Raw genomic sequence first — 21175 nt, forward strand, 5'->3', positions numbered from 1 at the left:
GTCACGCTCGCGGGGCGGTCTCCCGCCCCGCGAGCGCGCCGTCTACTTGCTGGCCTTGCGAGACCGCGTCTTCTTGGCGGGAACCTGCTCCGCCTCGCCCGCGGCGGGTGCCTCGGTGACCGCGCGGCCCTTGACGTCTTCGTACTTGACGCCGTAGTACGCGGCCTCCATCATCACCTTCATGTCCGCGAGCATCGGCACGCGCGGGTTCGCCGGTGCGCACTGGTCCTCGTAGGCATTCATGGCGAGCGTGTCGAGAGAGGACATGAACTCGGCCTCGTCGACTCCCACCTCCTGGAAGGAGCGCTCGATGCCCAGCTTGTCGCGCAGTTCCTCGACGGCCACGGCGTAGGCCTCGACGGCCTCCTCCGGGGTCGAGTGTGCGAGACCGAGCATCTTGGCGATCTCCTGGAACCGCTCGGGGGCCACGTAGGTCTCGTACTTGGGCCACGAGGTGGGCTTGGTGGGAACGCGACCGTTGTAGCGAATCACGTGCGGCAGGTAGATGGCGTTGGTGCGGCCGTGCGCGATGTGGAACATCGAGCCGGTCGTGTGGCTCATCGCGTGGACGAGTCCCAGGAACGCGTTACCGAACGCCATACCGGCGATCGTCGCCGCGTTGTGCATCTTCTCGCGAGCCTTGACCGCGGTGCCGCCGACGGTGACGGACTCCTCGATGTTCTCGAACACGAGTCGGATCGCCTGCAGCGCCATGCCGTCGGTGAAGTCGTTGGCGTAGACGGACACGTAGGCCTCGGTGGCGTGCGTGAGGGCGTCCATGCCGGAGTCGGCCGCGACGCGTGAGGGCAGGTTCGCCGTCAGCACCGGGTCGATGATCGCGACGGTGGGCGTGAGCGCGTAGTCGGCGAGCGGGTACTTGCGCCCGGTGTCCGTGTCGGTGATCACTGCGAACGGGGTCACCTCGGCGCCGGTGCCCGACGTGGTCGGGATGCACACCAGCTGTGCGAGCTCGCCCAGCTTGGGGAAGGTGAACGCGCGCTTGCGCACGTCGAAGAACTTCTCCTTGAGGTCAGAGAACACGACCTCGGGGTGCTCGTACATGAGCCACATGACCTTGGCGGCATCCATCGGCGAGCCGCCGCCCACGGCGATCAGGGTGTCCGGCTTGAAGGCGCGCAGCACCTCGGCACCGGCCTTGACCGTGTTGATGGAGGGCTCGGGCTCGACGTTGTCGATGATCTGGACCGACACGCCGTTGTTGCGACGGTGAAGCACGTCCAGGATCTTGTCGACCACGCCGATGCGTGTCATGGTCGCGTCCGTGATGATCGTGACGCGCTCGACGTTCGGCATGTCGCGCAGGTACTGGATCGAGTTGGGCTCGAAGTACGTCTTGGCCGGCACCTTGAACCACTGCATGTTGTTGTTCCTCCGGGCGATGCGCTTGACGTTGATCAGGTTGAGCGCCGTCACGTTGGAGCTCACAGAGTTCTTGCCGTAGGAGCCGCAGCCCAGCGTGAGGGACGGCATGAGCGCGTTGTAGATGTCGCCGATTCCGCCCTGGCTGGAGGGCGAGTTGGTGATCACGCGGACGGCCTTCACGCGGCGGCCGAACTCCTGGATCAGCTCCAGGTCCTCGGCGTGGATCGCCGCGGAGTGGCCCAGTCCGTGGAACTCGACCATCTGCTCGGCGAGCGAGAGGCCCTGCTCCGTGCTGTCCGCACGCAGGACGGCCAGCACGGGGGCCAGCTTCTCGCGCGTCAGCGGCTCGTCCTCGCCCACGTGGGACACCTCGGCGAGGATGATCGAGGTCTCCTCGGGAACCTCGAAGCCTGCCTGCTGGGCGATCCAGTTGGGGGACTTGCCGACGATGTTCGGGTTGAGCTTGGCGCCAGCGCAGTTCTCGCCGCCCGCCTGCACCCCGAAGATCAGCTCCTCGAGCATGACCTTCTCTTCCGGCGTCGCACGGTACGCGTGCAACCGGTCGAACTCGGTCAGCGCGGCGTCGTAGATGGAGGCGTCGAGGATGACGGCCTGCTCTGACGCGCACACCATGCCGAAGTCGAAGGCCTTGGAGACCACGATGTCGTTGATGGCGCGCTTGAGGTTCGCGGACTCGTGGACGTAGGCCGGCACGTTGCCTGCGCCGACGCCCAGTGCGGGCTTGCCGCAGCTGTACGCGGCCTTGACCATGGCATTGCCACCGGTCGCGAGGATCATCGCGACGCCGTCGTGGTTCATGAGTGCACTGGTGGCCTCGAGAGAGGGGGTCTCGACCCACTGGATGCAGTTCTCGGGGGCGCCGGCCTCGATCGCCGCGTCGCGCACCACGCGCGCCGCCGCCACCGAGGACTTCTGTGCGCTCGGGTGGAACGAGAACACGATGGGGTTGCGGGTCTTCAGCGCGATGAGCGACTTGAAGATCGCGGTCGAGGTGGGGTTGGTGACCGGCGTGAGGCCTGCGACCACGCCCACGGGCTCGGCGATCTCGGTGATGCCGAGGATCGGGTCCTCGTTGATGACGCCCACGGTCTTCATGGTGGCCATCGAGTGGGTCACGTGCTCGCACGCGAAGATGTTCTTCACGGCCTTGTCCTCGAAGACGCCGCGGCCGGTCTCCTCGACCGCCATGACGGCGAGGGCGCCGTGCTGGTTGAGCGCCGCGACCGACGCCTTCTTGACGAGCAGGTTCACGTCGTCCTGCGTCAGGGATGAGTAGGCCGCAAGCGCCCGCTGGGCGTTGGCGACGAGGCGGTCGATCTCGTCGGAGACCGCGGTTGCGGTGGCCGGCGACTCGGTGGTGGCAGTCATCTCGATTCCTTCCGAGGGAGGACGCGGGGTGCGCCCTGATGGGTCCAAGGTATGCCCGTGCTGGGCGGCTGTTCAGGGGCGATGGTCCCGGGGACCAAGGGCCCACGGCCGATGCGCGCATGTCGCGGGCGAGGAGGCTCGGGCGGGGCACGCAGCAGGGCGGCGCCTCCGCCTGCGGAGGCGCCGCCCGTGTGCCGTCCAGACGTCTATCGCCAGCCGATGAAGGTCTAGCCCGTGAAGAGAGCTGCGGCCTTGATGGCCGTCTGCGTCACGCCGTACACGAGGCCGGAGCCCACCACCACCCACAGCGCGATGGCCAGCGGGTTCGTGCGGCGCGGGGCCGTGTTCTTGTCGGTCATGATCATCCCTTCGTCTCGGCGAGAGCGGGCAGGTTGGCAGCGTCGTCGACCGCGTCCTGCGTGGCGTCGAGCTCGTGACGCGGCACCGCATCGGCGTGCTCGTGCCACTTGGCGGCGACGGGCCTGATCAGCAGGTTGGCGATGAAGCCGACCACGAGCACGCCCACCATGATGAGCAGCGACGGGCGGTAGAGGTCAGCGCCCTCGAGCCCCTGGCCCTCGAGACGATCGAGCACCGAGTTCACGATCAGCGGACCGGCCACTCCGGCGGCGGACCAGGCGGTCAGCAGCCGGCCATGGATCGCGCCCACCTCGAACTCGCCGAACACGTCCTTGAGGTACGCCGGGATGGTCGCGAAGCCGCCGCCGTAGAAGCTGATGATCAGTACCGCGAGCGGCACGAACACCACCATCGCCGAGGGGCCGAACAGCGCGATCGAGAGGTACGCGAGCGCTCCGACGCCCAGGTACATCACGTACGTGAGCTTGCGGCCCATCACGTCCGACAGGCTCGACCAGCCGATGCGGCCAGCCATGTTGGCCAGCGACAGCAGCCCCACGAAGCCGGCGGCAGCGGCGGCCGTGATGGCCGGGAAGAAGTCCTCGACCATGGGCTTGGCGTTCTCGAGGATGCCGATGCCTGCGGTGACGTTGGTGAACAGCACGATCCAGAGCATCCAGAAGGGTGCCGTCTTGATCGCGTTGGTGGCGCTCACCTGGCCGCCGCTGGAGACCTTGGATCGGTGCGCCGAGGGCACGTAGCCGTCAGGCAGCCACCCCTTCTGGGGCACGCGCACCACGGCGGCGCCTGCCAGCATGAGGAGGAAGTAGAGCCCGCCGAGCGTGAGGAACGACGGCACGAGCGCATCGGCCGGAGTGTCCGCGTAGTTGCTGAGCAGGAACTGGGACAGGGGCGCGGCGACCATCGCGCCACCACCGAAGCCCATGATGGCAAGCCCGGTCGCGAGTCCCGGGCGATCCGGGAACCACTTGATGAGAGTCGACACCGGCGAGATGTAGCCCATGCCGAGTCCGATGCCGCCCAACACGCCGTAGCCCAGGTAGACCAGCCAGAGCTGGCCCCACGAGACTCCGAGCGAGGCGACCGCGAAGCCACCTGCCCAGGCGAATGCGGCGAGCACCATCGCGGCGCGCGGCCCGGTGCGCTCCATCCATCGGCCGCCGAACGCTGCGGACATGCCGAGCATGACGATCGAGATGGAGAAGATCATGCCGATCTGGGTGTGGCTCGCGTCGAACCTCTCGATCAGCGCGTCCTTGAAGACGCTGAACGCGTAGACCTGACCGATGCTCAGGTGCACGGCGAGTGCCGCAGGCGGCACCATCCAACGGTTGTATGCAGGTGGCGCAACGGTGCGCTCACGACTCAGGATGGACATCATTGTTCTCCCTTTGGGGAAGTCGTATCGATGCCCACCATCTTTCCGGCCGAGAGCGACCCTTCCCAGGGACTTAGGTCACCCGGTCGACACGTCGCCTGCCCAGGCGCCGATGCCGCCCTCGAGCCCCACGGTCTGCGTCAGCCCGGCAGAGGCCATCTGGTCGATCGCGGCCCGGGATCGGTTGCCGGACTGGCAGTAGACCGCGTAAGCGCCGTCGGCGTCGAGCTCGGCGAGCGCATCGGCGAAGGTGGGCGAGGACACGTCGATGTTGACCGCTCCAGGCACGTGACCCTCGGCGAACTCACCGGGCGTGCGGACATCGATGATCGTGACGCCGTCGGCCTCGGTGGCGTCCGTGAACGCCTCGGCACCCACGTGGGTGCCATCGAAGGCGAGCGCGGGAGAGTTGGCGGCATCCTCCTGGCCGGAGGAGCAGGCGGACAGGGCGACGGCGGCGAGGACAGCCACGAGGGCTGCGCGAACAGTGCGGAGTTTCATGCCGACCATGATACCCCTAGGGGTATCACCGCGCACCACCGGCGGCAGGCGCGGCGGCTAGGCCACCGTCACGGGCAGTCCATACGCTTCCAGCTGCCCTTTGACGCGCTCGATGAGTTCGTCCGTCGGTGGCTTGGTGTCCGCCAGCAGGTACGGCTCGCCCGTCGCCTCCCACTTGTACTCGCCCATCTGGTGGAAGGGCAGGATCTCCATCCGCTCCACGCCGTCGAGCGTCGAGACGAAGGCGCCGACCGCGTCGACGTTGTCCTCCGCGTCAGTGAGGTCGGGGACGAGCACGAACCGCACCCACATCTTCTTGCCCAGTCGCGACAGTCGCTCAGCGAAGTCGAGAGTGGGCTGCAGGGGCCGGCCGGTGACCCTCTTGTAGGTCTCCGGAAGCCCCGACTTGATGTCGAGCAGCACCAGGTCGATGTCCTCGAGGTCCTCGTCGCTCAGGCGCGCTCCCAGCAGGCCCGCCGTGTCGAGCGCCGTGTGGATGCCGAGCGCGTGCGCCTGGTGGAACACGTGGGTCACGAACTTCGACTGGAGCAGGGGCTCACCGCCGGAGATGGTGAGGCCGCCGCCCGTGACGTTCATGACCTTCTGGTAGCGCGTGACGCGCTCCATCACCTCGTCGACGGTGTGGCGCACTCCGTTCTTCATGCGCCACGTGTCCGGGTTGTGGCAGTACTGGCAGCGCAGCCCACAGCCGGCCATGAACAGCGTCATGCGAGTGCCGGGGCCGTCGGCGCCGGTCACGAGGTCCCACGAGTGGACCGAGCCTGCGGTGTGGTCGACGATGCGTTCGGACTCCGCCAGTTCGGCGTCGGCGATGTCCATGGGCGGGCCGGACTTCAGGTCCACCGAGACGGTGTGGTCTGTCATTGTGCACCTCCTGGCGCGCGAGCGAACTCTCCGGGGCCGGGGCGCCCGCCCCCACATGGGGGCGGGGCCGCCGGGTCGAGCGCTTACAGACCGCCGTGGAAGGTGCGCGACAGCACGTCGAGCTGCTGCTCGCGGGTGAGGCGCACGAAGTTGACGGCGTATCCCGAGACCCGGATGGTGAGCTGCGGGTAGTTCTCCGGGTGCTCCATCGCGTCCTCGAGCGTCTCGCGGTTCAGCACGTTGACGTTCATGTGGAAGCCGTGAGAGACCGCGTAGGCGTCGAGAACGCCGACCAGATTCGTGATCTGCTCCGCCTTGTCGCGGCCCAGACCCGCCGGCACCACAGTGGTGGTGAGCGAGATGCCATCCTGGGCGTCGTCGTACGGCAGCTTCGCGACCGACAGCGCCGAGGCGACGATGCCGTGGGTGTCGCGCCCGTTCATGGGGTTGGCTCCCGGCGCGAAGGGCTCTCCCAGACGGCGACCGTCCGGGGTGTTGCCCGTGTGCTTGCCGTAGACCACGTTGGACGTGATGGTGAGCACCGACTGCGTGTGCTTGGCACCGCGGTAGGTGGGCTGCTGACGCACCTTCGCCATGAAGCGGTGCACGAGTTCGATCGCGATGTCGTCCACGCGGTCGTCGTCGTTGCCGAAGGTCGGGTAATCCCCTTCGACCTCGTAGTCGGTCGCCAGGCCGGTCTCGTCCCGGATGGGGCGAACGGTCGCGTACTTGATCGCGCTCAACGAGTCGGCCGCGACGGACAGGCCAGCGATGCCGCACGCCATGGTGCGCAGAATCGAGCCGTCGTGCAGCGCCATCTCGAGACGCTCGTAGGCGTACTTGTCGTGCATGTAGTGGATGCAGTTGAGCGCGTCGACGTAGGTCTCGGCGAGCCAGTCCAGCAGCCCGTCGAACGCGGCGAGGGTTTCGTCGTAGTCGAGCACCTCGCCCGACAGCGGGGCGCTCACCGGGGCGACCTGCGCACCGGAGATCTCGTCCCTGCCTCCGTTGATCGCGTACAGCATCGCCTTGGCGAGGTTGACGCGAGCCCCGAAGAACTGCATCTGCTTGCCGACCTCCATGGCGGACACGCAGCACGCGATGGCCGCGTCGTCGCCACACTGAGAGCGGATCAGCTCGTCGGTCTCGTACTGGATCGACGAGGTGTCGATCGACACCTGAGCGCAGAAGTCCTTGAATCCCTGCGGCAGCTTCTCTGACCAGAACACCGTCAGGTTCGGCTCGGGCGCGGGGCCCAAGTTGTACAGGGTCTGCAGGAACCGGAACGAGGTCTTGGTGACCAGCGGGCGGCCGTCGTCGCCGACGCCGCCGATGGACTCGGTGACCCACGTCGGGTCGCCGGAGAACAGGGCGTCGTACTCCGGGGTGCGCAGGAACCGCACGATGCGCAGCTTGATGACGAAGTCGTCCACGACCTCCTGGATCTCGGACTCGTCCAGCGTGCCCTCGGCGAGGTCGCGGGCGGCGTAGACGTCAAGGAAGGTCGAGGTGCGACCCAGCGACATCGCGGCGCCGTTCTGCTCCTTGACCGCGCCCAGGTAGGCGAAGTAGAGCCACTGCACGGCCTCGCGGAAGTTGCGGGCCGGGCCCGAGATGTCGTAGCCGTAGCTCGCCGCCATCTGCTTGAGCTCCTGGAGGGCGCGCACCTGCTCAGCGTTCTCCTCGCGGTCACGGATCACGTCTTCGGTCGAGCGCCCCATGTCGAGGATGCCGCGCTCTGCCTTCTTGGCGGCGATGAGCGCATCGACGCCGTAGAGCGCCACACGGCGGTAGTCGCCGATGATGCGGCCACGGCCGTAGGCGTCCGGCAGTCCGGTGACGATGTGCGAGCGACGAGCAGCGCGCACGTTCGGCGGGTAGACGTCGAACACTCCGGCGTTGTGGGTCTTGCGGTACTCGGTGAAGATCTTCTCGAGCTGCGGGTCGACGGCGTAGCCGTAGGTCTCCAGGGCGTTGGCCACCATGCGCCAGCCGCCGTACGGCATGATCGCGCGCTTGAGCGGGGCATCGGTCTGGAGGCCGACGATGACGTCCTCGCCCTCACGCACATATCCGGGGGCGTGGGCGGTGATCGACGAGGGGGTCGTGGCGTCCACGTCGTAGACGCCCTTCTCACGCTCCTCTGGGAACAGCGCGGTGATGGACTCCCAGGCGCGCTGGGTGCGCTCGGTCGGACCCTCGAGGAACGAGGCGTCGCCTTCATAGGGGGTGTAGTTGGCCTGGATGAAGCCGCGGACGTCGATCGCGTCGGACCACGGGCCACGCTCGAACGAGCGCCATTCGGCCTCGTGTGCGGCGGAGTCGGCGGCTGAGGTGATGGGGGTGTCAGTGGCGGTCATGGTGTTTCCTCCCTGGTGGGGCCGTCTCCGTAGGTTGCGGATCGAGCCGAGCCATGTACTGCACCGAGGCGACCTGTTCTGGTGCCATCGGCGATAACTCGACGCTACCCCCGGGGAAAGGCCTCGCCATGGGACCAATGACCCTCGTCACTGCCCTCGGGGGTCAGTCTGCCGTACCTGGCTCCGACATGCGAGACTGTCGCTCGTCCCCCTGCTCGCGTCGACCCTTTACGGAGCCGCCGTTGTCCGCCGTCGCCCTCATCGCCAATCCCATCCACGAGGGCTGGACCCTGACGCATACCGGGGGCGACGCGCCCTCCCAGGTCGAGCGCGCAACCATCCCAGCGAAGGTGCCGGGATCCGCGCCGCTGGACCTCCACCGTGCCGGGCTGCTCCCCGACGGACCGCGCGAGGATGGCACCGCCGCCGACTGGATGGCGTGGTGCGAGTGGCGCTATGCCACGGTCTTCGCGGCCACTCCCGCGACCGAGGGCGAACGCGTCGATCTGGTGTTCGACGGCCTCGACACGGTCGCCACCGTCAAGCTCAACGACACCGAGATCGCGCGCACCAAGAACATGCACCGGTGCTACCGATTCGACGTGCGCGAGCTGGTGATGGGCGGCGCCAACAGGCTCACCGTCGACTTCGCTTCCGCCCTCGCGTACGCGCGTGGAGTCGACGCCGATGCGCAGCGGGGCGACGTCACGCGCGCCTACCGAGGCGTGCGCAAGATGGCGTGGGGCTTCGGGCCGTTCGGCGGCGTGCCGGCGCATTCGACGGGCATCCGCGGCGGCGTGCGCATCGAGCGGTGGCGCGTGGCGCGGCTGGACGAGGTGCGGCCGCTCGTGAGCCTCGACGGCGAGACCGGCCGGGTGCAGGTGCACGTTCGGGTGGAGCGCGCGTCCGGTGAGCCGCTGACCGTGTGGGCCTCCGTCGCCGGCGCCGAGGCCACCGCGCAGATCCCTCCCGGCGAGGTCACCGGAGTGGTCACCGTCGAGGCGCCTCAGATCGAGGCCTGGTGGCCCCACGGACACGGTCCCGCGCGCTTGTACGACCTCGTCGTGGACCTCCACTCCACGGACGAGCGCCTGGACACGCACGCGCGCCGCGTGGGCTTCCGCTCGGTCACCTTGGACGGCGCGGTCAACGCCGCGCCTGCCACGGAGTGGGCCACGGCCGATGCGCGGGAGGAGTTCGCGGACCCGCCCCAGGTCTCGCCGCGCACCGAGCGGGTGAGCGTGACCGTGAACGATCAGCAGGTGGACCTGACCGTCGCACGCTGGACCCCTCTCGACACGGTGCTCGCGCGCGTGGTGGACGAGGACGTCCGCGCCACGATCGAGCGGCAGCGCGAGGCGGGCGTGGGCGTGCTGCACGTCGACGGCGTGGGCGTCTACGAGTCGCCGCACTTCTACGAGGCCTGCGACGAGCTCGGCATGTTCGTGGTCCAGGACCCGCCGTTCGTGGGCGACGGCTACCGTGCCGGCGCCCCCGTGCAGGGCGAGGCCATCGAGGAGACCCGCGAGCACGTGGCCAGGCTCGCGCCCCACCCGTCGCTGCTGACGTACGGCACCGTCGAGGACCGCGCGTACGGATCGCTGGTCTCAGGCATCATCGCCGTGCTGGACCCGGCCCGCCTCACCACCTGACCCACCCCCACGCCCGCACCCGCACGTGTCGAGATGTGTGCGGTGTCGACCCGCACGATGCACGGAAGCTGACACTCGCGGCCGCGCGGCCAACCCGGGCATCGTCAGCCCGCGCGCGCCCGCCCCTCAGCCGTGAGCGTGATGCCGTCCCCAAAGGCCGCGAGCGCGTCGACGTCGAACAGCGGGAGCACACGGCGCGCAATGGTGACGGTGGCCGTGCCATCGGGCGCGGCCGTGACCCGCGCCACCCCCACCTCCCCGACCCACTCGCGAGTGTCCGCCGCCAGCCAGTCGGCCACGGCCCCGGACATCGCATCCCCGTCGAGGGCCGCCGCATCGCCGCTCGCGGAGTAGTACTCCGCTGCATCGAGCTCGTCCGCAGCCGCGAGCGCGAGTTCGTCGGCGAGGCTCGTCAGCCGCATGCGGTCGAGGTGCAGGTGAGTCGCTGCGGCCATCACAAGCAGTGCCAGCAGCGTCAGCACCACCCATCCGAGCGTCAACAGGGTGATGTTGCCCTCGTCGTCTCGTGTCTCTGCCGTGAACCACCTTCGCGAGCGCCTCATGGAGAGAAGCCCTCGACGGGGGAACGTCCGGTCGCGGAGACCTCGACCGCCACCGGCACCACCTCGACCACCGGTCCGGGCACACCCGCGAGCGGAACCGCCACAACCACGTCAGCCGTGACCGTCGACCCGGGCTCGAAGCAGGGCGACGTATCGCACTCGAGAGTCACCGTGGGCTGCCCACGCACCGAGAAGTCCTCGAGCGCGAGCGCGACCGCCGCCTCCGCCCGCTCGATCGCCGCCTCCCGCGCATCGGCCGCCGATCCCCCGCGCTCCACCACATCCAGGCCTGCCACGACCGCTCCCCTGGCGGCGGACCGGCTCGCGCCCTCGACAGCGAACGCCGCGGCCTGGAACTGTGCGGCGGCGATCACCAGGTAGATCACGGGCACCAGCACCATCACCGTGACTCCGAGGAACTCGACCATGGCCGAGCCCGCATCGTCACGGCACCGCTGCGACCGGCTAGCCACCGCTGGCCTCGTCGAATGCCCTGGCCTCCACCCGCATGGTGCCTGGGCCCCACAGCCCCACGAGCGGCACCGTCGATTCGAGCGTGACCACCACCACGCCCGCGCCGTCCACGGTGTCGCGTGCCGCGCTCGCGACGACCTCCCGGCTGCCGAGCGCCGTGCGAGCGACCTCCTCGCTGCGCGCAACACCGTCGTCGAGACTCCGGTCCGCCCGCGCCCCATGCCTCGCGCCCTCATACGCACTCGACAGCAGCGTGTTGCGCACGTGCAGCGCGAGCACCAGCTGCAGCACCGCGAGCCCGATCAGCACCACGAGGATGCCGACGAGCACGAACTCCACGGGCGCCGACCCGCGGTCGCGCTCAGCCCCCAGTGACGGAATTGATCGCATCGGTGAACAGGCCCTCGAGCGCGGGCCCAGCAAGCGCCCAGATCGCGGCGACCAGCCCGGCGGTCATCAGCGTGATGAGCACCCAGCCAGGCACGTCCCCGCGCTCCGGATCCTCGGCCGCCATGCGCGTCATCAGTCGTCGGATCATCATCTCTCCCCCGTCGTGTCGTGGTGTGGCGCCATCGATTAACCCCCGAGGTCGATCGCGATGAGACCCGGGAAGACTGCGAACACGACGGTGACAGGAAGGATCAGGAACACGACGGGAACCATCATCGCGATCTCGCGGCGGCCGCCCTCCTCGACGAGTGCTTGTCGACCCTGCGACCGCGCGTCCTGCGCCTGTGCGCGGAGCACCTCCGCGAGCGGGGTGCCACGTTCGACTGCCGTGGCGATGCCCTCGGCAAATCGCTCGAGAGCAGGCACGCCGACGTCCCTTGCCATCCGCGTGAGCGCCGCAGGCAGGCGCTGTCCCGCCCGCGCATCGGCCAGTGCCAAAGAGATCTCCCCGGTGAGTTCTCCCGAGGTAGTGCGGGCCACGCGATCGAGGGCGGCCAACGCACTCTCGCCTGCGCCGACGGACAGCGCCAGGAGCTCCGCGATGGTCGGCAGCTCAGCGACGAGCCGCCGCTGGCGGCGCTTGACCGACTGCGAGAGCACGGCGTCACGGCCGAGCACGCCGCCGATGGCGAGCACGAGGGCAAGCACCGTAGACGCGAGCACCGACGCTCCCCTGGTCGCGGTCAGCACGAGTGCCAACGCGACGCCCGCCGCGAGGCAGGCCGCTCCCCACGCGACCTGCTGTGCGCGGAACTGCTCGACGGAAAGCCCCGATCCCGAGCGCCGAAGCCGCCGCGCAACGTCGGCCGACGGCGATCCCCACCGGCTGATCACCGCCCCGAGGTCACGCACCACCGGCGCCACCAGTCGTTCGAGGGCGGGCACGGGAGTGACCGAATAGTCCCGACGGCGCACCTCGTCGCGCAGGCTCGTCCGTAGGAACGGAGCGATGCGGGCGTCGAGCGTCGCACGGCGCGCAAAGGCCCAGGACAGCACGAGCACTCCTCCCATGCCGAGGGCGCTTCCCAAGGCGGCCTCCACCCACGTCATCGACGCCCCCGGTTCATCGCAGCACCCGCGCCTCTTCGGGCAGTTGCCCGACGCGCATCATCAGTCGGTACGCGGCCACCGTGCTGGCGCCACCGACCGCGAGCACCACCACGCCTGCAGGCGAGTTGTAGGCGGCCGCGTTGGACGCCTGAGTCGAGAGCAGCGCGAGCACGGCCCACGGAGCCGCCACCGCGAGCCGCGCAGCGTTCACGGTCCAGGACTGTCGCGCCTCGAGCTCCCCGCGGGTGCGGGAATCGTCCCTCAGGAACTCGGCCAGGGTCCTCAGCACCCGGCCCACGTCCGTGCCGCCAACGTCCCGCGTGATTCTCAGGGTCTCCACGAGCCGATCAGCGACGGGATCCGCGAGTCGCTCCTTGAGAGCGTCGAGGCAGTCGTGGAACCGGCCAGACGCTCGGTAGTCCTCGGCGAAGAGTTCGAACGGTTCGCGCAGCGCCTCGGGCCCGCGGTCGCCGATCTGGCCCACAGCCTCGGGGAGCGCGAGGCCGGCACGGATGCCCGATGCGAGCGAGTCCACCACCTCCGGCCACAGTTCACGCGTCGCCCGGGTGCGTGCGTGCGCTCGCATCGAGACGAGCGCGAACGGCGCCCTCGCCGCGAGGATCGCGAAGCATGCACCGATCGGCGCCGACTCCGTCAGGCCCGCCACAACCACGAAGGCGACGAGCCCCACCCCCGCAGCGACTCCCCCGAGTGCGGCGGGTGTGACCGACGGTGCACCGGCTCGAACGAGGCGGTCCTGGGTGCGCGCGGACCATCCGTGCCGGGTGCGCTCAGGGCGATCGGGCATGGGCCAGAGCGACCACCACACCATAAATAGTCCCAATCCGAGCACCGCCCCCCACAGCGCATCCATGTCACGGCCCTCGCAACAACTCGCCGAGGCGGTGACCGCGTTGCTCGAACAGTTCCTCGCGTGGTGGAAACCCGCCGGCACGTTCAAGTCCGGAGCGCCCCTGGTGGAAGATCGTCGACAGTTCCACGACGCCGCCCTCGGCACGCCCGGAGACGCCCACGATCTCCCGCACACGCCGCACCCCGTTGGCGTCGAGCCCCAGGTGAACCACCAGGTCGATGGCCGACGCGACGGTGGGCACCACGAAGCGGTCGGAGACGTTCTCGCCCGCGAGCAGCGGCAGGGTGCACATCTTGGTGATCGCGTCGCGAGCGCTGTTGGCGTGGATCGTGCACATGCCGGGCACGCCCGCGTTCAGGGCGATCAGCATGTCGAGCGCTTCGGCCTCACGCACTTCGCCGATGATGATGCGGCTCGGCCGCATGCGCAGCGCTTCCTTGACCGGCCTGCGCAGCGGGATCTCGCCAGTGCCCTCGAGTGACGGCTGACGGCACTGGAGCGCCACCCAGTCGCGGGTCGGCACGGCGACCTCGAACACCTCTTCGCACGAGATGACGCGCTCACGGGCAGGGATCGCTCCCGCGAGGGCGCCCAGCATGGTGGTCTTGCCCGCCTGCGTGGCCCCTGAGATCAGCACATTCAGGCCCGTGTCGACTGCCGCGGCGAGGAATTCCGCCGCCTGCTGAGGCATCACGCCGAGCGCGACCATGTCATTCACGTGCCGCGCACGCACCACGAACTTGCGGATGTTCACGCTCCAGTGCTCGCGCGTCACGTCCGGGATCACCACGTGAAGACGCTCACCACCGGGGAGCGTCGCGTCGACGAAGGGACTCGAGAGGTCCAGCCGCCGGCCAGACTGTTTGAGCATGCGCTCGACGAGGTCGCGCACCGTGTCCTCGGTAAGCAGCGTCGGTGTGAGCTCCGGGGCGCCGCGGCGCGCGATGTAGACCTGGGTCGGCGCGTTGATCCAGATCTCTTCTACATCGGGGTCGTCGAGGTAGCGCTGCAGTGGACCCAGGCCCGAGACGTTGTCCATGAGTGCCCGCGCCGCCGCCGCAGGATCAGTGATCGCGGGCACCGCCCCGGCGAGGGCGCGATGCTCCCATGCAGACAGGGCATCGTCGACCAGGGCACGGACCGCATCGGCCTCGCGCACCGGATCGAGCCCGGCGCTGCGAATGCTCTCGCGCACCTGGGCCTCAATGCGCTCCAGGGTCTCCCCGCTCATGCGCCTTGAGAGTAGAGGCAAAGCCGCGACCGCGGAACCCCCTGTGGATGACTTCGTACCTGGTGGTGGCCCAGGCACATGGTGCCCCAGGAGTGACTCAGTGCCGACCTCCGCTGATTCTCGGGACGGTTCCGGCCCCGCCGTACTCCGGACCGTGCGGTCGGCGCGGGCGCCGTGCTCCACGTCCGGCAGGCTCTCGAAACGCAATGGTGCCGCGTCGTCGCCGACGTCGCAGTCGTGCACGAGGAACCTTGAGTCGTTCTCGATGCACACGGTGAGGTCCTCGTGCGTCACCAGCTCGACGGAGAGGGCGACGTGGGTGAGGTCGATCATGGCGCTCACGTACTTGTCGCCGAACCTCGTGTGTCGCCACACGTGCTCATCGACGCCGAGCACTCTGACGCCGTCGAACCGGGCCGGGTCGTTGGTCAACAAGCGGTGCCCCTCGGTCAAGACCGCGTCGTCAGCGGTGTGCCATGCGACTCCGAGATCCGCTGCAACACGGGATATCGACAGGTGATCGACGACCACCAGACCCAGGGCATCGAGGTCGCAGAACTCACGTCAGATCCGGCGTCGAAGGTAGCGTGGAACACGTCGAGGTCTTTCATCTGGGCGGTGTAGGAACTCCCATCCTGGAGGACCTCGACGTCTTCCCGCCACCACTCACGCCCCGGTCAGCACACCCTCATCTGCGAAGAGCCTGGAAACGCTGTCCAGTGAGCGGGCAACGGCGCCGACGCCAGAGCTCTCTGTCTCCCTCACATCCCCGAGTTCGCCGAGCTGCCTGGCCAGCCGTTCCATGTGGCGCTGATGGTCAAGAATGTGCGCGCCGGTTCAGACATTCGTGACTGACGGCAAGAATTCGTCAAAGAGTTTCGCATCGGCACTAGCCCATGGTCGAGATGTTTGTTCCCCATGTGACGAGCGAATAGGGCTCTTGTGCGGTATCGGGATTGTAATAGAAAGCCTCGACGGTGAGAAACACTGTTTGTGCATCAATCGGGACGGTGATGGTTAAGCCTGTCGCGTCTGATTGGATGAAGCACGGCCCATCTGAGGTGCCGACGCATTGAATGACTCTGTCCTCGGTATCGTTTGGCGTGCCATCAGCCCCGATGGTGTAGAACATCCGGAAGTTTACGAATGCGGGCAGGACAAGGGAGTGGATGGTGAGGGTGATTTCCTCGTGGACACTTGTGGTCGGCAGGTCGTAGGTGACCAGATCTGGTGAGGGCTGGGCCACGATGGTCTGGTGGGAGTTCGGATCGTCCCATCGTGTCACGAGTCGTGTCAGGTCGTGGTCTTGTAGTGATGCTTCGGGTGGTGCCGAAGGCGCTGTCTCGACCACCACGAGCGGCACGTCGCTCGCTTGGGAGTCGGTCGGGGGATCAGTAGGCTCGGTCGCGGCGGCCGTGCATGCCCCTAAGGGCAGTGCCACGAGAAACGTCAGGAGGGATGTCCTCCAGAGATGCCTCATCGTGGTTCGATCTTGAAAGCGAAGCCGACGTAGCAGCGGTGCGCGGCATTGTCGCCACCCACGGGCCTGTCCGGGTAGTGGGCCTCAAGCCTGACGAATCGCTGCCACTTGCGTGCCTTGAGGCTGAACTCGATACGAGTGCGCTTGTTGGCGTGAGTGACGGTGACCGTCGGGTCTTCTGCCAGGACGTCGATGGTGCGCGCCAGCCATCGTGCCGGCGCACGGTATGCATCACGAGACAGGATGCACCGCGTTACTAGGAGCGATGTCGGCTCGAGTCCCGAGGTCAGTTCGACACTCACGCGACCATCAGCATCGGGCCGAAGCGTCGACCAGCCACCCATACGATGGGTCACTCCTCCCCGGTAGCTACCGTCTGGGGTGGTCCAAACGTAATACGTGGGGTGTTCGCGCCACACGCCGTTCCACAGCATGGGTGGGGACGAGGGCGCACGTGAGACGCGAGTCTCCTCATCCCCACCATTACGCATTCTCAAGGCTCCAATCAACAGGAGAAGCGGCTCTTACCTGGCACCTGCCAGTTCGAGGTCGTGGCCTTGTAGATCGTGCCAGACTCCAGTGACGCGTGCATCGAGTAGCCCTTGTAGGTGTAGGTTCCCACGCCCTTACATTTCCAGTGCGGATGGGCGTCTCCTGAGGACTTCTTCCAGGACTCACCTGCTACATCGGACTTCAGGAACTCCGGTCCATTCCATCGATCACGATAGATCGACGTGACCGTCTCCACCCGCTCCACGCTTCGGGAGCACGTCATGCGGCCGTGAACCGACGCATCCGAGCCGGACTTGTGGGGGTAGTCGGTCTTACCCACGCACGCCGCCGGCGACGGAACCTTCACCGTTGAAGCCCTCGCTTGCGGTCCGGAGCCGCCCCGCGGGACCGCCACGGCGACGGACGCCTCGGTCGGTTGCAGCACGGAGCCAACCAGACCTTCGCCGGGCTCGTCGAGAAGAATCACTTCCTCATCCTGTGTTGAGGGGACCTGCGAAGCCGAAGCCACCGCAGGCACGGGTGCGGCCAAGAGCAGCGGAATCGACACCGCCGCTGCCGTGGCCCATGTTCGGGTTCGGGTCCTCATCTATCGGTCTCCTTACGGGATAGCCCAGCTTCGTTGTTGCCATCGGGAGCCGTATCGGACGGCTTTCGCATGGTGCCAGCGGGCCTCAACACCGCGCGCGGGACCGAGGTCCCGTAGCCAGCCAGACACATCGGGTACGCAACAGCGGGTCGCTTCAATGCGGCGACCGGGGACTGCTGTGAAGGAGCAGGATCGTCCGGCTCCGTACGGCACACCCACGCTCATTGAGGAGTCACCATGGATGTCACCGCAACGGGACTGCCCATGATCGGTTGACCCAGGCAACGCTCACGGAAGCCAGGAGCGACTCGATCCATACGCCCAGACGCCGTCTGTCCGAAGCCGCGGCAGCAATCAACCCCTGGTAGGCAGGAGAACCTAAAGCAATCTCTAGTGAACCTATGACGGCGCGTTGATCCAGATCTCCTCGACCTCGGGATGGTCGAAGTGCCGGTGGAGGGGACCCAGGCCCGAGACGTTGTCCATGAGTGCCCGCGCCGCCGCCGCAGGATCAGTGATCGCGGGCACCGCCCCGGCGAGGGCGCGATGCTCCCATGCAGACAGGGCATCGTCGACCAGGGCACGGACCGCATCGGCCTCGCGCACCGGATCGAGCCCGGCGCTGCGAATGCTCTCGCGCACCTGGGCCTCAATCCGCTCCAGGGTCTCCCCGCTCATGCGCCTTGAGAGTAGAGGCAAAGCCGCAACCGCGGAACCCCCTGTGGACAGAGAGCGGTCACGCCACGGGCGATGCGCGCGCGACGAGGTCCCACTGCCTCAGCCCGTCGGCCCCCTAGGATTCTGACGTGACCTCCGAGGTACGGGACCGCCGCTTCGCCATTCTTGCGATGCTCGCCGTCGGCGCCGTGGGAACCGCGCTCCCGCTGCTGCTCGGCCCGGGGAACGATGCCGCATGGGCAGGAGCCGCGACTCCTCTGGTCGCCTTCGGCGGACTGTGGGTGATGACCGCCGTGCTCCTGGGCCGCGCCGGCTCGGCGCGCTGGATCGCCGCCTTCCCGCGCGCATGGCAGGTGAGCGTGGCCGCTCTCGCGGTGATCGGCCTCACCGGGTTCGCACTGCCGATCTGGTCCCTGTGGCTCGCTCCGCTCACGTGGGTGGCCGCGGGTGCCATCGCGCTCGGCGTCGCCGCTCAGGATGCGCTCATCACGGCCGTCGCCGCCGCCTGCGGCGGGGTGCTGCTCATCGTGGCGCCGTCGTGGCCCCTGCAGCTCATGGACCCGTCGCGAGGCGTCGCCTACGCGTGCCTCGTGGCCGCGGCCCTGCTCGGGGGCCGCGCGGTCATGCTGGCGTGGGCAGCTCGCGAGGTCCGCGCGCGCCCCGGGCTCTGAGGCGCCCCTAGGGACGGTCACGTCTCGACGACGTCAGTCCCCGCGCTCGGTGTCTGGACGGCCTGAAAGTTGGTCTCCACGTCGATGCCACGAGCGGCGAACTCGCTTTCCGCCCACTCGCACCAGTCGAAGTCCCGTACGTGGTCTCTCACGAGCAATCGGAAGTGCTGAGTGGTTCCCGAACTCGCCACAATCTCAAGGCGGTACGCGGTGCGATCACGCTTCCATGGGTTCAGGCTCTGCTCGAGATACTCCCGAAGTTCCAATCGGGTCTGATGACCGGGCTCGCGACGAACTGGATCGCCTCTACCGGGCAGGACCGCCGAATAGACTCGTACACCCTCGCCATCTTCCCGGGCCGCCAACACCGGAAGAATCCGTAGCGATCTCAGCGCACCGACCACTTGCGGCATGAAGAGAACGACGGCGATCAACGACGCGACAGGAATGACAGTCTGCGTCCACGCGGTAGGCCTGCCGTGGTTCGGATCGATGAAGCCCATCAGTCCAATCAGGATGAACCCCGTAGCCCACGCCGAGGAGTACAGCAGCCCCCTGAACGCGGCCGACAGGTCGACACCACCCCTCGGCAGGCGGATGAGCGCCATACCCTTCACGCGCGTCATCGCACCCACACCCATCGTCGATCCCTCATGCGCCTTGAGAGTAGGGACAAACCCGCGAGCGCGATAGCCCCACGAGTGCATGAGCGTACGAAGTCGCGCGCAACGTGCGCTGATGCACTCACAGGGCGCAAGGGCGGCCGATGCGCGGGTTGGCTGTGCGCGCGTCACACCCCGGGACTCCAGGACACGGCCCCGGCGGCAGGCCACCAGGCACAGGAACTGCTTGGGGACGGCTCGGACTAGCCTGGGGATGCGATGACACATCCTTCAGCAATGCGCCCGGTCGACCAGTCCGCGCGCACGCGCGCCCGGAGGTGGGCCGACGGGCTCGTGATCTCCGCCGTGGTGCTCGCGCTGGGTTCAATGGTGGCGCCACCGGCCGGATTCCTTCTCGTCGCGGTGACCATTGCAGCGGTCATTCGCGTACGCGGGGCTGAGGAGCAGGACAAGGTGCGGCTCTGGTGGGCCATCGGAATCGGCGCCACGTGGACCGCGGTCCTCGTGGCCGTCACGATCAGTTGGGTAGTGACGGGCCAGTAGCTCGCTCACACTGGCGCGGAACGCTCGAGCAGTTCGCGCGCCCCACGAGTGCTTGAGTGCACGACATCGCGCGCAACGGGCACTGATGCACTCACAGGGCGCACGGGCGGCCGATGCGCGGGCTGGCTGAGCGCGCGTCAGCCCCCGGAGGCACAATGGCTTCTATGTGCGGCAGGTATGCGAACTTCCTCGCGGAGCAGGACCTCATCGACCACTTCGCGATCGCGACGGTCGCCGACGACGCCCGCCTGCTGCCACCCAACTGGAACGTGGCGCCCACGCAGCTGGTGCCCATCGTCGCTCCCGGCAGGGCCCAGGAGTCCGGCGAGGGAGAGCCCGGTCGCCGTCTCGAGGCGGCCAAGTGGGGCCTGGTGCCGTCGTGGGCGAAGGACCCCAGCATCGGCGCTCGCATGATCAATGCGCGCTCCGAGACCCTTGCGGAGAAGCCGTCATTCCGCACGGCCTTCGCCAAGCGCCGGTGCATCGTGCCCGCCAACGGGTACTTCGAGTGGCGCACCGAGGACGGGGTCAAGACGCCGTACTGGATTCACCCGACGGACGATGCCCCGCTCGCCTTCGCAGGGCTGTATGAGTTCTGGAAGGACAAGGCTGCGGGCGAGGACGCCGAGTGGCTGGTCTCGACGACCATCGTCACCACGGCCGCACGAGACGCGATGCGAGACATCCACGACCGTCAGCCCGTGATGCTGGTGCCCGAGGGCGTGGACTCATGGCTCGACGGCGACAGTGACCAGGGCACGCTGTTCGACGTCATCGCCGCTCCGGCACCCGAGCTCGCGTGGCACCAGGTCACGAAGGCAGTGGGCAATCCCCGGCACAACGACCCGTCCACCATCGAGCCCATCGAGTAGCGAACGCCCGTAGGACGAGCAACCCCCGAGAGGAGCGACGACCATGGTCGAGGCAACAGGAACGGTGGCTGAGGGCGAGCACGGCCCCGAACTCGTGTTCCAGCGGGTGTATGACGCGCCCGTCGCCACGGTGTGGGCTTACGTCGCCGAGTCGGACAAGCTCGAGACCTGGATCGGCCGCTGGGAGACGGAGGAACCCACAGGTCGCGTGCTCTTCTCCATGACCGCCGAATCAGACGAGGCGGAAGCCGCAGAATGCCTCGTGCGCTACTGCTCTCCCCCGCATCGGCTGGTCGTGGACAGCCGCACCCCGAGTGGAACCTGGCACCTGAGCCTTGGCATCCAGACCACCCCTCACGGCACCGTGCTGACCTTCGCCCAACGCCTGGGCGCGGACGACATCGGGAGCATCGGCCCCGGCTGGGACTACTACCTCGACCGCCTGTCCGCCGTCCTCGGTGGAGAGAGCGCGAGCGACATCGACTGGGACGACTACTACCCGGCGCTGTCCGATCACTACGCCGCGCTGGCCCCGGAAGGCGGCGTCGCTCCGAACCCTCCCCAGGACGGGCTCGAGCACTGACGGGCCCGAACGGCCTCCATCCCTCCCCCCGAGCGTGCCCGCTTGTTTCCGTTTA

Annotated in this window: 23 protein-coding genes and 1 pseudogene; 5 read left to right on the plus strand and 19 right to left on the minus strand. The window is 68.1% G+C overall.

Features of this window, described 5'->3' with window-relative positions:
- Nucleotides 1–42: 42 nt before the first annotated feature.
- From adhE to pflB, 6 genes are all read right to left on the minus strand, one after another.
- The gene (gene adhE / locus AOP72_RS09770; RefSeq protein WP_062135658.1) at nucleotides 43–2772 is read right to left on the minus strand and encodes a bifunctional acetaldehyde-CoA/alcohol dehydrogenase; all 2730 of its coding nucleotides are present in this window, start codon (nucleotides 2770–2772) and stop codon (nucleotides 43–45) included.
- 227 nt (nucleotides 2773–2999) lie between these two features.
- A complete protein-coding gene (locus tag AOP72_RS13905; RefSeq protein WP_274519730.1) occupies nucleotides 3000–3131 on the minus strand; it encodes an MFS transporter small subunit in 132 nt (43 codons plus the stop codon).
- A gap of 2 nt (nucleotides 3132–3133) precedes the next feature.
- Nucleotides 3134–4531 carry an L-lactate MFS transporter gene (locus AOP72_RS09775; protein WP_152650341.1) on the minus strand — a complete coding sequence of 466 codons (1398 nt, stop codon included), beginning with the start codon at nucleotides 4529–4531 and terminating at the stop codon, nucleotides 3134–3136.
- Between the two features lie 78 nt (nucleotides 4532–4609).
- On the minus strand, nucleotides 4610–5032 hold the full coding sequence (locus AOP72_RS09780; protein WP_084631913.1) for a rhodanese-like domain-containing protein: 423 nt from the start codon (nucleotides 5030–5032) through the stop codon (nucleotides 4610–4612).
- A gap of 57 nt (nucleotides 5033–5089) precedes the next feature.
- Nucleotides 5090–5917 carry a pyruvate formate-lyase-activating protein gene (gene pflA, locus AOP72_RS09785; protein ID WP_062135672.1) on the minus strand — a complete coding sequence of 276 codons (828 nt, stop codon included), beginning with the start codon at nucleotides 5915–5917 and terminating at the stop codon, nucleotides 5090–5092.
- An 83-nt stretch (nucleotides 5918–6000) separates the two neighbouring features.
- Nucleotides 6001–8277, minus strand: a complete 2277-nt coding sequence (pflB, locus tag AOP72_RS09790) for a formate C-acetyltransferase (protein WP_062135675.1) — start codon at nucleotides 8275–8277, stop codon at nucleotides 6001–6003.
- Nucleotides 8278–8519: 242 nt separating this feature from the next.
- Between pflB and AOP72_RS09795 the strand changes: the two genes are divergently transcribed.
- Nucleotides 8520–9929 carry a glycosyl hydrolase 2 galactose-binding domain-containing protein gene (locus tag AOP72_RS09795; RefSeq protein ID WP_062135678.1) on the plus strand — a complete coding sequence of 470 codons (1410 nt, stop codon included), beginning with the start codon at nucleotides 8520–8522 and terminating at the stop codon, nucleotides 9927–9929.
- 104 nt (nucleotides 9930–10033) lie between these two features.
- On the opposite strand, the gene AOP72_RS09800 is transcribed toward AOP72_RS09795, so the two are convergent.
- The 12 genes and pseudogenes from AOP72_RS09800 to AOP72_RS09850 form a co-directional block, all read right to left on the minus strand.
- A complete protein-coding gene (locus AOP72_RS09800) occupies nucleotides 10034–10492 on the minus strand; it encodes a pilus assembly protein TadG-related protein (RefSeq protein ID WP_062135681.1) in 459 nt (152 codons plus the stop codon).
- Complete coding sequence (locus AOP72_RS09805) at nucleotides 10489–10965, minus strand: pilus assembly protein (RefSeq protein ID WP_152650342.1); 477 nt, start codon at nucleotides 10963–10965, stop codon at nucleotides 10489–10491. Before AOP72_RS09805 ends, AOP72_RS09800 begins: the two co-directional genes overlap by 4 nt.
- Nucleotides 10958–11305 (minus strand): TadE/TadG family type IV pilus assembly protein, encoded by a 348-nt coding sequence (locus tag AOP72_RS09810; RefSeq protein WP_238581654.1) that lies wholly within the window; start codon nucleotides 11303–11305, stop codon nucleotides 10958–10960. Before AOP72_RS09810 ends, AOP72_RS09805 begins: the two co-directional genes overlap by 8 nt.
- Before the next feature lie 22 nt (nucleotides 11306–11327).
- Nucleotides 11328–11507: a hypothetical protein gene (locus AOP72_RS09815; RefSeq protein ID WP_062135692.1), complete on the minus strand. Its 180-nt coding sequence runs from the start codon at nucleotides 11505–11507 to the stop codon at nucleotides 11328–11330.
- A gap of 35 nt (nucleotides 11508–11542) precedes the next feature.
- Complete coding sequence (locus tag AOP72_RS09820) at nucleotides 11543–12466, minus strand: type II secretion system F family protein (protein ID WP_062135695.1); 924 nt, start codon at nucleotides 12464–12466, stop codon at nucleotides 11543–11545.
- Nucleotides 12467–12479: 13 nt separating this feature from the next.
- Complete coding sequence (locus tag AOP72_RS09825) at nucleotides 12480–13340, minus strand: type II secretion system F family protein (RefSeq protein ID WP_062135698.1); 861 nt, start codon at nucleotides 13338–13340, stop codon at nucleotides 12480–12482.
- 1 nt (nucleotide 13341) lies between these two features.
- Nucleotides 13342–14571, minus strand: coding sequence for a TadA family conjugal transfer-associated ATPase (locus tag AOP72_RS09830; protein WP_062137138.1), 1230 nt, complete (start codon nucleotides 14569–14571; stop codon nucleotides 13342–13344).
- Nucleotides 14572–14883: 312 nt separating this feature from the next.
- Nucleotides 14884–15114 (minus strand): annotated as a pseudogene (locus tag AOP72_RS13445) (ISL3 family transposase); the annotation flags it as partial.
- Between the two features lie 346 nt (nucleotides 15115–15460).
- Nucleotides 15461–15934: a hypothetical protein gene (locus AOP72_RS09835; RefSeq protein WP_152650343.1), complete on the minus strand. Its 474-nt coding sequence runs from the start codon at nucleotides 15932–15934 to the stop codon at nucleotides 15461–15463.
- A gap of 113 nt (nucleotides 15935–16047) precedes the next feature.
- Nucleotides 16048–16395: a hypothetical protein gene (locus AOP72_RS09840; protein WP_062135704.1), complete on the minus strand. Its 348-nt coding sequence runs from the start codon at nucleotides 16393–16395 to the stop codon at nucleotides 16048–16050.
- 161 nt (nucleotides 16396–16556) lie between these two features.
- A complete protein-coding gene (locus tag AOP72_RS09845) occupies nucleotides 16557–17150 on the minus strand; it encodes a hypothetical protein (RefSeq protein WP_152650344.1) in 594 nt (197 codons plus the stop codon).
- 399 nt (nucleotides 17151–17549) lie between these two features.
- Nucleotides 17550–17828 (minus strand): hypothetical protein, encoded by a 279-nt coding sequence (locus AOP72_RS09850; RefSeq protein ID WP_062135709.1) that lies wholly within the window; start codon nucleotides 17826–17828, stop codon nucleotides 17550–17552.
- 128 nt (nucleotides 17829–17956) lie between these two features.
- On the opposite strand from AOP72_RS09850, the gene AOP72_RS09855 reads away from it, so the two are divergent.
- Nucleotides 17957–18499: a hypothetical protein gene (locus AOP72_RS09855; protein ID WP_062135712.1), complete on the plus strand. Its 543-nt coding sequence runs from the start codon at nucleotides 17957–17959 to the stop codon at nucleotides 18497–18499.
- Nucleotides 18500–18516: 17 nt separating this feature from the next.
- On the opposite strand, the gene AOP72_RS09860 is transcribed toward AOP72_RS09855, so the two are convergent.
- Complete coding sequence (locus AOP72_RS09860; protein ID WP_152650345.1) at nucleotides 18517–19125, minus strand: hypothetical protein; 609 nt, start codon at nucleotides 19123–19125, stop codon at nucleotides 18517–18519.
- 273 nt (nucleotides 19126–19398) lie between these two features.
- Between AOP72_RS09860 and AOP72_RS09865 the strand changes: the two genes are divergently transcribed.
- From AOP72_RS09865 to AOP72_RS09875, 3 genes are all read left to right on the plus strand, one after another.
- On the plus strand, nucleotides 19399–19665 hold the full coding sequence (locus AOP72_RS09865; RefSeq protein WP_062135718.1) for a hypothetical protein: 267 nt from the start codon (nucleotides 19399–19401) through the stop codon (nucleotides 19663–19665).
- 164 nt (nucleotides 19666–19829) lie between these two features.
- Nucleotides 19830–20537: an SOS response-associated peptidase gene (locus AOP72_RS09870; protein WP_062135721.1), complete on the plus strand. Its 708-nt coding sequence runs from the start codon at nucleotides 19830–19832 to the stop codon at nucleotides 20535–20537.
- Between the two features lie 43 nt (nucleotides 20538–20580).
- The gene (locus tag AOP72_RS09875; RefSeq protein WP_062135725.1) at nucleotides 20581–21120 is read left to right on the plus strand and encodes an SRPBCC domain-containing protein; all 540 of its coding nucleotides are present in this window, start codon (nucleotides 20581–20583) and stop codon (nucleotides 21118–21120) included.
- Nucleotides 21121–21175 lie beyond the last annotated feature (55 nt).

Origin of the sequence: Demequina aestuarii (genome assembly GCF_000975095.1) — a bacterium.
Taxonomy (GTDB): Bacteria; Actinomycetota; Actinomycetes; order Actinomycetales; family Demequinaceae; genus Demequina; species Demequina aestuarii.